Source organism: Enterobacter cloacae complex sp. SYL003, assembly GCF_049236925.1.
GTDB classification, from domain to species: Bacteria; Pseudomonadota; Gammaproteobacteria; order Enterobacterales; family Enterobacteriaceae; genus Enterobacter; species Enterobacter intestinihominis.
This window is the reverse complement of the sequence record NZ_JBMKJK010000002.1, coordinates 406342-417577: the sequence shown is the minus strand read 5'-3', so window position 1 is coordinate 417577 and position 11236 is coordinate 406342. Positions and strand designations below refer to the sequence as shown.

At 60.9% G+C, this 11236-nt stretch carries 6 protein-coding genes; all 6 read left to right on the top strand.

Going from position 1 to position 11236, the window contains the following annotated elements; all coding sequences use genetic code 11:
* Nucleotides 1-179: 179 nt before the first annotated feature.
* Genes ACOT1A_RS04480 through baeR form a run of 6 tightly spaced genes read left to right on the top strand, consistent with a single transcriptional unit; the run spans nucleotide 180 to nucleotide 11114 of the window.
* A complete protein-coding gene (locus ACOT1A_RS04480; RefSeq protein WP_063146242.1) occupies nucleotides 180-1379 on the top strand; it encodes an MdtA/MuxA family multidrug efflux RND transporter periplasmic adaptor subunit in 1200 nt (399 codons plus the stop codon).
* Nucleotides 1379-4501, top strand: coding sequence for an MdtB/MuxB family multidrug efflux RND transporter permease subunit (locus tag ACOT1A_RS04475; protein ID WP_023300557.1), 3123 nt, complete (start codon nucleotides 1379-1381; stop codon nucleotides 4499-4501). Before ACOT1A_RS04480 ends, ACOT1A_RS04475 begins: the two co-directional genes overlap by 1 nt.
* Nucleotides 4502-7579 carry a multidrug efflux RND transporter permease subunit MdtC gene (gene mdtC / locus ACOT1A_RS04470; RefSeq protein ID WP_276169856.1) on the top strand — a complete coding sequence of 1026 codons (3078 nt, stop codon included), beginning with the start codon at nucleotides 4502-4504 and terminating at the stop codon, nucleotides 7577-7579.
* Entirely contained in the window at nucleotides 7580-8995 is a 1416-nt protein-coding gene (locus ACOT1A_RS04465; RefSeq protein ID WP_032623937.1) for an MFS transporter, read from the top strand.
* The gene (baeS, locus tag ACOT1A_RS04460) at nucleotides 8992-10395 is read left to right on the top strand and encodes a two-component system sensor histidine kinase BaeS (RefSeq protein ID WP_022648650.1); all 1404 of its coding nucleotides are present in this window, start codon (nucleotides 8992-8994) and stop codon (nucleotides 10393-10395) included. Before ACOT1A_RS04465 ends, baeS begins: the two co-directional genes overlap by 4 nt.
* The gene (baeR, locus tag ACOT1A_RS04455) at nucleotides 10392-11114 is read left to right on the top strand and encodes a two-component system response regulator BaeR (RefSeq protein ID WP_015572364.1); all 723 of its coding nucleotides are present in this window, start codon (nucleotides 10392-10394) and stop codon (nucleotides 11112-11114) included. Before baeS ends, baeR begins: the two co-directional genes overlap by 4 nt.
* Nucleotides 11115-11236 lie beyond the last annotated feature (122 nt).

The window sequence follows — 11236 nt, the reverse complement described above, 5'->3', positions numbered from 1 at the left end:
CCGGCCTACGGTTCGAGCATCTTGTAGGCCGGGTAAGGCGAAGCCGCCACCCGGCGAAACAACGCACCACACTCAGACCATTCCTGACAGTCTTCCATATTTCCTCCATTTTTCCGCTGTGTTACCTGACTAAACTAGTATCATTCCCCGAAAGTGTTTCAGGACGAGAACGTATAACGATGAAAGGCAGTAACAAATCCCGCTGGGCAATCGCCGTTGGTCTGATTGTGGTGGTCCTGGCCGCCTGGTATTGGCACAGCCAGTCCGCGAACTCCACGGCACCTGCTGGCGCCAATAGCCCCTCACAACGTCCAACGGGCGGCGGGCGCCACGGTATGCGCGGCGCGGCGCTGGCACCGGTACAGGCGGCAACGGCGGTGAATAAAGCGGTGCCTCGTTATCTCTCCGGGCTGGGAACCATTACCGCCGCCAACACCGTGACGGTACGTAGCCGCGTGGATGGTCAGCTGATGGCCATCCACTTCCAGGAAGGCCAGCAGGTGAAAGCCGGCGATCTGCTGGCGGAAATCGACCCAAGCCAGTTTAAGGTGGCCCTGGCGCAGGCGCAGGGGCAGCTCGCGAAAGACAAAGCCACCCTCGCCAATGCCCGCCGCGATTTAGCCCGCTATCAGCAGCTGGTAAAAACCAACCTCGTGTCGCGCCAGGAGCTGGATACCCAGCAGTCTCTGGTCAGTGAATCTCAGGGCACCATCAAGGCCGACGAAGCCGCGGTCGCCAGCGCCCAGCTCCAGCTCGACTGGAGCCGGATCACCGCGCCGATTGACGGCCGCGTGGGCCTGAAACAGGTTGATATCGGCAACCAAATCTCCAGCGGCGATACCACGGGCATCGTGGTGATCACCCAGACGCACCCTATCGATCTCGTCTTTACCCTGCCGGAAAGCGACATTGCGACGGTGATACAGGCGCAGAAGGCCGGAAAAGCGCTGGTGGTTGAAGCCTGGGATCGTACCAACAAGCAGAAGCTGAGCGAAGGTTCGCTACTTAGCCTGGATAACCAGATCGATACCACCACCGGCACCATCAAGCTTAAAGCACGCTTCAACAATCAGGACGATGCCCTGTTCCCGAATCAGTTCGTCAATGCGCGAATGCTGGTCGCGACAGAAGAAAACGCCGTGGTGATCCCGACGGCGGCCCTGCAAATGGGCAGTGAAGGCAACTTTGTCTGGGTGCTGAACAGCGAAAACAAGGTCAGCAAACATCTGGTGAAAACCGGGATCCAGGACAGTCAGACGGTGGTGATCAGTGCCGGGCTGTCCGCTGGCGACCGCGTCGTGACCGACGGTATTGACCGTCTGACCGAAGGGGCGCAGGTCGAGGTGGTGGAAGCGCAGAATACAGGAGCAAAAGCCTGATGCAGGTGATGCCGCCGAGCTCTACAGGTGGGCCATCACGCCTGTTTATCTTACGTCCGGTTGCGACGACCCTGTTGATGGTGGCGATCCTGCTGGCCGGGATCATTGGCTACCGTTTTCTGCCCGTGTCGGCGCTGCCGGAAGTGGACTACCCGACCATTCAGGTTGTCACCCTCTATCCGGGCGCCAGTCCGGATGTGGTGACCTCCGCCATCACCGCCCCGCTGGAGCGGCAGTTCGGCCAGATGTCTGGCCTGAAGCAGATGTCCTCCCAGAGCTCAGGCGGCGCCTCGGTCGTCACGCTTCAGTTCCAGCTCACGCTGTCGCTGGACGTCGCCGAGCAGGAGGTGCAGGCCGCGATTAACGCCGCCACTAACCTGCTGCCGTCTGACCTGCCGAATCCACCGGTTTACAGCAAGGTGAACCCGGCAGACCCGCCGATCATGACCCTTGCCGTCACCTCCTCGGCCATGCCGATGACGCAGGTGGAAGACATGGTCGAAACCCGCGTGGCGCAGAAGATTTCGCAGGTGACCGGCGTGGGACTGGTGACGCTGGCGGGCGGTCAACGCCCCGCTGTGCGCGTTAAGCTCAATGCCCAGGCCATTGCCGCGCTGGGGTTAACCAGCGAAACCATTCGCACCGCCATCAGCAGCGCCAACGTTAACTCAGCGAAGGGCTCGCTGGACGGCCCAACCCGTGCGGTCACGCTCTCTGCCAACGACCAGATGCAGTCCGCCGATGAATACCGCCAGCTGATTGTGGCCTATCAAAACGGCGCGCCGATCCGCCTCGGCGACGTGGCAACCGTCGAACAAGGCGCGGAAAACAGCTGGCTCGGGGCGTGGGCCAATAAGCAGCAGGCGATTGTCATGAACGTTCAGCGCCAGCCGGGCGCGAACATTATTGATACTGCCGACAGCATTCGCACCATGCTGCCGCAGCTGGTGGAAAGCCTGCCAAAATCGGTGAGCGTGAAAGTGCTTTCTGACCGCACCACGAATATTCGCGCCTCGGTGTCAGACACCCAGTTCGAGCTGATGCTGGCGATTGCGCTGGTGGTGATGATCATCTACCTGTTCCTGCGCAACGTTCCGGCAACCATCATTCCCGCCGTCGCCGTGCCGCTCTCGCTGGTCGGGACGTTTGCGGTGATGGTGTTCCTCGACTTTTCGATTAATAACCTGACGCTGATGGCGCTCACCATCGCCACCGGGTTCGTGGTGGACGATGCCATCGTGGTCATCGAGAACATCTCGCGCTATATCGAAAAAGGTGAAAAGCCCTTAGCCGCCGCGCTGAAGGGCGCAGGAGAAATTGGCTTTACCATCATCTCGCTCACCTTCTCGCTGATTGCGGTGCTGATCCCGCTGCTGTTTATGGGCGATATCGTCGGGCGGCTGTTCCGCGAGTTTGCCGTGACGCTGGCGGTCGCCATTCTGATCTCTGCCGTGGTGTCGCTGACGCTGACGCCGATGATGTGCGCCCGCATGCTGAGCCACGAATCTTTGCGCAAGCAAAACCGCTTCTCGCGCGCCTCCGAGCGGATGTTCGAGCGCATTATCGCCGCCTACGGCCGCGTGCTGGCGAAAGTCCTGAACCATCCCTGGGCGACGCTCGGCGTGGCGCTCGGCACCCTGGCGCTCAGCGTGATGCTGTGGATTTTCATTCCGAAAGGCTTCTTCCCGATTCAGGACAACGGCATTATTCAGGGCACGCTTCAGGCGCCGCAGACGGTCTCCTTCGCCAACATGGCGCAGCGCCAGCAGCAGGTGTCTGAGATCATCATGAAAGATCCGGCGGTGGAAAGCCTGACTGCCTACGTGGGCGTGGACGGCACCAACCCGTCGCTCAACAGCGCGCGCCTGCAAATTAACCTTAAACCGCTCGATGACCGCGACGATCGCGTCAACGCGGTAATTGAGCGACTGCAAAGCGCGGTGGCGCGCGTGCCGGGCATTGAGCTGTATCTGCAACCGATCCAGGATTTAACCATTGATACGCAGGTGAGCCGCACGCAGTACCAGTTTACGCTCCAGGCCACCTCGCTTGATGCACTCAGCACCTGGGTGCCGCAGCTGGTGGATAAGCTGAAAGCACTGCCGCAGGTTTCTGACGTCAGCAGCGACTGGCAGGATAAAGGGCTGGCGGCGTACGTGAACGTCAACCGCGACACCGCCAGCCGTCTGGGCATTACCATGTCCGACGTGGATAACGCCCTGTATAACGCCTTTGGTCAGCGACTGATCTCCACCATTTACACCCAGGCCAACCAGTATCGCGTGGTGCTGGAACATAACACCGAGAACACGCCCGGGCTTGCCGCGCTGGACTCAATACGCCTGACCAGCAAAGACGGCGGGATTGTGCCGCTCAGCGCCATTGCCAGCGTGGAAGAGCGCCACACCCCGCTGTCGATTAACCATCTCGATCAGTTCCCGTCCACCACCATTTCGTTCAACGTGCCGGACGGGTATTCCCTGGGCGAAGCGGTGGAGGCCATTCTGGGCGCGGAGAAAGAACTCAGCTTCCCGTCCGATATTCAGACCCAGTTCCAGGGCAGTACGCTAGCGTTCCAGGCCGCGCTGGGCAGCACCGTCTGGCTGATTGTCGCGGCGGTGGTGGCGATGTATATCGTGCTTGGCGTGCTGTATGAGAGTTTCATCCACCCGATCACCATCCTCTCCACCCTGCCGACAGCGGGCGTGGGGGCGCTGCTGGCGCTGATGCTGGCGGGGAGCGAACTGGACGTGATTGCGATCATCGGCATCATCCTGCTTATCGGCATCGTGAAGAAAAACGCCATCATGATGATCGACTTTGCGTTGGCCGCCGAGCGCGAGCAGGGTATGGCGCCGCGCGAGGCCATTTACCAGGCCTGCCTGCTGCGTTTTCGCCCGATCCTGATGACCACTCTCGCCGCCCTGCTGGGCGCGCTGCCGCTGATGCTGAGCACCGGCGTGGGGGCCGAACTGCGCCGTCCGCTGGGCATCGGCATGGTCGGCGGTCTGCTGGTGAGCCAGGTGCTGACACTGTTTACCACGCCGGTTATCTACCTGCTGTTTGACCGTCTGGCCCTGTGGACGAAAAGCCGCTTCCCGAAACGTGAAGAGGAGGCGTAAGTGAAGTTTTTCGCCCTCTTCATTTACCGTCCTGTGGCGACGATTTTACTCTCCGTCGCTATCACCCTGTGCGGCGTGCTCGGCTTCCGGCTGCTGCCGGTGGCCCCGCTACCGCAGGTCGATTTCCCGGTGATCATGGTCAGCGCCTCGCTGCCGGGCGCATCGCCGGAAACCATGGCCTCATCGGTGGCGACGCCGCTTGAGCGATCGCTTGGGCGGATTGCCGGGGTTAACGAGATGACCTCCAGCAGTTCGCTGGGCAGCACGCGCATCATTCTGGAATTTAACTTCGACCGGGATATCAACGGTGCGGCGCGCGACGTGCAGGCCGCGATTAACGCCGCCCAAAGCCTGCTGCCGAGCGGCATGCCGAGCCGTCCAACCTACCGCAAGGCCAACCCGTCCGATGCGCCGATCATGATCCTGACGCTTACGTCAGAGACCTACTCCCAGGGCGAGCTGTACGATTTTGCCTCCACCCAGCTGGCGCAAACCATCGCCCAGATTGACGGCGTGGGCGACGTGGACGTCGGCGGCAGCTCCTTGCCCGCCGTGCGCGTGGGGCTGAATCCGCAGGCGCTGTTTAATCAGGGCGTGTCGCTGGACGACGTGCGATCCGCCATCAGCAACGCCAACGTGCGTAAGCCGCAGGGCGCGATTGAGGACAGCAGCCACCGCTGGCAAATCCAGACCAACGACGAGCTGAAAACCGCCGCCGAGTATCAGCCGTTGATTATTCACTACAACAACGGCGCGGCGGTGCGCCTGAGCGACGTCGCCAGCGTCACCGATTCGGTGCAGGACGTGCGTAACGCCGGGATGACCAATGCCAAACCGGCGATTTTGCTGATGATCCGCAAGCTGCCGGAAGCCAACATCATTCAGACGGTGAACAGCATCCGCGCGCGGCTGCCGGAGCTTCAGGAAACCATTCCGGCGGCCATCGATCTCCAGATTGCGCAGGACCGCTCCCCCACCATCCGCGCCTCGCTTGAAGAGGTAGAGCAAACGCTGATCATCTCCGTCGCGCTGGTAATTCTGGTGGTGTTCCTGTTCCTGCGCTCGGGGCGCGCCACGCTGATCCCGGCGGTGGCGGTCCCGGTATCGCTGATAGGCACCTTTGCCGCCATGTACCTGTGCGGGTTTAGCCTTAACAACCTGTCGCTGATGGCGCTGACGATTGCTACCGGGTTTGTGGTGGATGACGCCATCGTGGTGCTGGAGAATATCTCGCGTCATCTGGAAGCGGGCATGAAGCCGCTCCAGGCGGCGCTTCAGGGGACGCGCGAAGTGGGCTTCACGGTCCTGTCCATGAGCCTGTCGCTGGTGGCGGTGTTCCTGCCGCTGCTGCTGATGGGCGGCCTGCCGGGGCGACTGCTGCGCGAATTTGCCGTCACGCTCTCCGTCGCCATTGGTATCTCACTGGTGATTTCGCTGACGCTAACGCCGATGATGTGCGGCTGGATGCTAAAGCGCAGCCAACCGCACTCACAGCCACGCCGGAAAGGCTTTGGCCGCGTCCTGATGGCGATGCAGTCCGGCTACGGCAAATCGCTGAAATGGGTGCTGAACCACACGCGTATTGTCGGGCTGGTGCTTATCGCCACCATCGGGCTCAACGTCTGGATGTATATCACCATCCCGAAAACCTTCTTCCCGGAGCAGGATACCGGCGTGCTGATGGGCGGTATTCAGGCAGACCAGAGCATTTCGTTCCAGGCGATGCGCGGCAAGCTTCAGGACTTTATGAAAATCATCCGGGAAGATCCGGCCGTAGACAACGTTACCGGCTTTACCGGCGGCTCGCGCGTTAACAGCGGGATGATGTTTATTACCCTTAAGCCGCGCGGTGAACGTCACGAAACGGCGCAGCAGATCATTGACCGCTTGCGGGTGAAGCTCGCCAAAGAGCCGGGGGCGAACCTGTTTTTGATGGCCGTTCAGGATATCCGCGTCGGCGGACGACAGGCTAACGCCAGCTATCAGTACACCCTGCTCTCGGATGACTTAGCCGCCCTGCGCGAGTGGGAGCCGAAGATCCGTAAAGCGCTGGCCGCGCTGCCGCAGCTGGCGGACGTGAACTCCGACAGCCAGAACAACGGCGCGGAGATGGCGCTCACCTACGATCGTGAAACTATGGCCCGCCTGGGCATTAACGTGGAGGCGGCCAACAGCCTGCTTAACAACGCCTTCGGGCAGCGTGAAGTCTCCACCATCTATCAGCCGATGAACCAGTACAAGGTGGTGATGGAAGTCGATCCGCGCTACACCCAGGACATCAGCGCGCTGGACAAGATGTTTGTGCTCAATGATGACGGCAAGGCGATCCCGCTGTCGTACTTCGCCAGCTGGCAGCCGTCGAACGCACCGCTGTCGGTGAACCACCAAGGGCTTTCCGCCGCCTCGACCGTCTCGTTTAACCTGCCAACCGGCTCGTCGCTGTCTGAGGCCAGCGATGCCATCAACCGCGCCATGACCCAGCTTGGGGTGCCCTCCTCCGTGCGCGGCAGCTTTGCCGGTACGGCGCAGGTGTTCCAGGACACCATGAACTCGCAGGTCATTTTGATCCTGGCGGCCATTGCCACGGTGTACATCGTGCTGGGCGTGCTGTACGAAAGCTACGTGCATCCGTTGACCATTCTCTCCACGCTTCCCTCTGCGGGCGTGGGGGCGCTGCTGGCGCTGGAGCTGTTCGGTGCTCCATTCAGCCTCATCGCGCTCATTGGGATCATGCTATTAATAGGTATTGTGAAGAAAAACGCGATAATGATGGTCGACTTTGCCCTGGACGCCCAGCGCAACGGCAACCTGACGCCGGACGAGGCGATATTCCAGGCCTGTCTGCTGCGTTTTCGCCCGATCATGATGACTACGCTGGCCGCGCTGTTCGGCGCACTGCCGCTGGTCATATCCGGCGGTGACGGCTCTGAACTGCGCCAGCCGCTGGGGATCACGATCGTTGGCGGCCTGGTGATGAGCCAGTTGCTGACGCTCTACACCACGCCGGTAGTCTATCTGTTCTTTGACCGCCTGCGGCTGCGTTTTTCGCGTAAAAAGAGAACCACGGTGACCGAGTAAATGACCGACCTACCCAGTAACGTTCGCTGGCAATTGTGGATCGTCGCGTTCGGCTTCTTTATGCAGTCGCTGGACACGACCATCGTGAACACAGCCCTCCCCTCAATGGCGAAAAGCCTGGGGGAGAGCCCGCTGCACATGCATATGGTGATTGTCGCCTACGTGCTGACGGTCGCCGTGATGCTGCCCGCCAGCGGCTGGCTGGCGGATAAAGTCGGCGTACGGAACATCTTCTTCACCGCCATTGTGCTGTTTACCACCGGCTCGCTGTTTTGCGCCCAGGCCAATACTCTCGACCAGCTGGTGATGGCGCGCGTGCTACAGGGCGTCGGCGGCGCGATGATGGTGCCCGTCGGGCGGTTAACGGTGATGAAAATTGTTCCGCGCGCGCAGTATATGGCGGCGATGACCTTCGTCACCCTGCCCGGTCAGGTCGGCCCGCTGCTGGGCCCGGCGCTGGGCGGTATTCTGGTGGAGTATGCCTCCTGGCACTGGATCTTCCTGATCAACCTGCCAGTCGGTATTATCGGCGCGATTGCCACCCTGACACTGATGCCGAACTATAAAATGCAGACCCGGCGCTTTGATTTCTTTGGCTTCATCCTGCTGGCAGCTGGCATGGCGACGCTCACCCTGGCGCTCGACGGGCAAAAAGGGCTGGGGATCTCCTCCCTGTCGCTCGCCCTGCTGGTAGCGCTGGGTGTCACCGCCATTCTCTGGTATCTGTGGCATGCCAGAGGCAACGCTAACGCGCTGTTTAGCCTGAACCTGTTCAAGAATCCCACCTACCGTCTTGGTCTGTTCGGCAGCTTTGCCGGACGCATCGGCAGCGGCATGTTGCCGTTTATGACGCCGGTATTTTTACAGATTGGGATGGGCTTCTCGCCGTTCCATGCCGGGCTGATGATGATCCCGATGGTGCTCGGCAGCATGGGGATGAAGCGTATTGTGGTGCAGGTGGTAAACCGCTTTGGCTATCGCCGGGTGCTAGTGGCCGCCACGCTCGGGCTGGCGCTGGTTAGTCTGCTGTTTATGACCGTGGCGCTGCTGGGCTGGTACTACATCCTGCCGCTGGTGCTGTTCTGCCAGGGGATCATCAACTCCATGCGCTTCTCGTCGATGAACACCCTGACGCTGAAAGATCTGCCGGACGAACTGGCGAGCAGTGGTAACAGCCTGCTGTCGATGATCATGCAGCTCTCTATGAGCGTGGGGGTCACGGTCGCCGGATTGCTGCTCGGCATGTACGGTCAGCACCATCTCAGCGCCGACACCCCCGTCGCGCATCAGGTCTTTTTATACACTTACCTCAGCATGGCGGTAATTATCGCCCTGCCCGCTTTTATCTTTGCCAGAGTACCGAATGACACGACCAAAAACGTCGTGATCCGACGCGGCAAAAGGAGTGCACCATGAAATTCTGGCGTCCGGGGATCACCGGTAAGCTTTTTGTGGCGATTTTCGCCACCTGTATCGTCCTGCTGATTACCATGCACTGGGCGGTGCGGGTCAGCTTTGAGCGCGGCTTTATTGACTACATCAAGCACGGTAACGAACAGCGCTTACAGGGCTTAAGCGACGCGCTGGGGGAACAGTATAGCCTGCACGGTAACTGGCGTTTTCTGCGCAATAACGATCGTTTTATATTTCAAATTCTGCGCTCGCTGGAGCACGATAATGACGACGACCGCCCGGGGCCGGGCATGCCGCCGCACGGCTGGCGCACCCAGTTCTGGGTGATCGATCAGGAGATGCGCGTGCTCGTTGGCCCGCGCTCGCCGGTACCGCCGGACGGTACAAAGCGCGCCATTACCTCGAACGGCGCCACGGTGGGCTGGGTTATTGCCTCGCCGGTCGAGCGGCTGACGCGCAACACCGACATCAACTTTGATCGCCAGCAGCGCCAGACCAGCTGGCTGATTGTCGCGCTTTCTACCCTGCTTGCGGCGCTCGCCACCTTCCCGCTGGCGCGCGGCCTGCTGGCGCCGGTTAAACGCCTGGTGGAAGGCACGCATAAGCTAGCGGCGGGTGATTTCTCGACCCGCGTGGACACCCGCAGCCAGGATGAACTGGGCAAGCTGGCGCAGGACTTCAACCAGCTCGCCAGCACGCTGGAGAAAAACCAGCAGATGCGCCGCGACTTTATGGCCGACATTTCGCACGAGCTGCGCACCCCACTGGCGGTGCTGCGCGGTGAGCTGGAGGCGATTCAGGACGGCTTGCGGCAGTTCACCCCCGAATCCGTGGCCTCGCTACAGGCGGAAGTCGGTACGCTGACCAAACTGGTGGACGATCTGCATCAGCTTTCCATGTCCGATGAAGGCGCCCTGGCCTACCAGAAAGCACCGATCGACGTGATCAATATCCTTGAAGTCGTGACCGGCGCGTTCCGCGAACGCTTCGCCAGCCGTGACCTGAAAATCAACCTCTCGCTGCCTGACAGCGCGGTGGTATTCGGCGACAGAGATCGCCTGATGCAGCTGTTCAATAATCTGCTGGAGAACAGCCTCCGCTACACCGACGGCGGCGGCGGGTTGCATATCTCCGGCAAGCAGGAGAACGGGCGCTTTGCCCTGACCTTTGCGGACTCCGCCCCTGGCGTGAAGGATGCGCAGCTGGAAAAACTGTTCGAGCGCTTCTATCGCACCGAAGGTTCGCGTAACCGCGCCAGCGGGGGCTCCGGCCTTGGGCTGGCGATTTGCGTAAACATTGTGGAGGCGCATGGTGGCACCATCCGCGCCGCCCATTCGCCTTTTGGCGGGGTTAGCATTACAGTAGAGTTACCTCTGGAACGGGATTTATCGAGGGAAGCATGACCGAGTTACCGATTGACGACAACACACCGCGTATTTTGATCGTGGAAGACGAGCCTAAACTTGGGCAACTGCTGATCGACTATTTACGTGCCGCGAGCTATGCGCCAACGCTTATCAGCCACGGCGACCAGGTGCTGCCCTACGTGCGCCAGACGCCGCCGGATCTGATCCTGCTGGATCTGATGCTGCCGGGTACTGACGGCCTGACCCTGTGCCGGGAAATTCGTCGTTTCTCCGATGTGCCCATCGTGATGGTGACGGCCAAAATCGAAGAGATCGACCGTCTGCTGGGGCTCGAAATCGGCGCCGACGATTACATCTGCAAGCCTTACAGCCCGCGGGAGGTGGTCGCTCGCGTGAAAACCATCCTCCGCCGCTGCAAGCCGCAGCGTGAATTGCAGGTGCTGGATGCACAAAGCCCGCTGATCGTCGACGAAAGCCGCTTCCAGGCGAGCTGGCGCAGCAAACTATTGGATCTCACCCCAGCGGAGTTCCGCCTGCTGAAAACCCTCTCCCACGAGCCGGGCAAAGTGTTTTCCCGCGAACAGCTGCTCAACCATCTGTATGACGATTACCGCGTGGTGACCGACCGCACCATCGACAGCCACATCAAAAACCTGCGCCGCAAGCTGGAGGCGCTGGACGCCGACCAGTCGTTTATTCGCGCGGTGTACGGCGTGGGGTATCGCTGGGAAGCGGATGCGTGCAGGATTGCCTGACAACATTCTCCCCTCACCCTGCCCTCTCCCCAGGGGGGAGAGGGTGTTTTAGTCCCCTCTCCCCCCTGGGGAGAGGGTTAGGGTGAGGGGTCCGGGCTTTACCTCCCCGCCCCGCAGCGCTA

Bases quoted from the DNA above. Each gene is read 5' to 3' on its own strand.
- ACOT1A_RS04465 (WP_032623937.1), top strand. From the start codon at position 7,580: ATGACCGACCTACCCAGTAACGTTCGCTGGCAATTGTGGATCGTCGCG.
- baeS (WP_022648650.1), top strand. From the start codon at position 8,992: ATGAAATTCTGGCGTCCGGGGATCACCGGTAAGCTTTTTGTGGCGATT.
- ACOT1A_RS04475 (WP_023300557.1), top strand. From the start codon at position 1,379: ATGCAGGTGATGCCGCCGAGCTCTACAGGTGGGCCATCACGCCTGTTT.
- ACOT1A_RS04480 (WP_063146242.1), top strand. From the start codon at position 180: ATGAAAGGCAGTAACAAATCCCGCTGGGCAATCGCCGTTGGTCTGATT.
- baeR (WP_015572364.1), top strand. From the start codon at position 10,392: ATGACCGAGTTACCGATTGACGACAACACACCGCGTATTTTGATCGTG.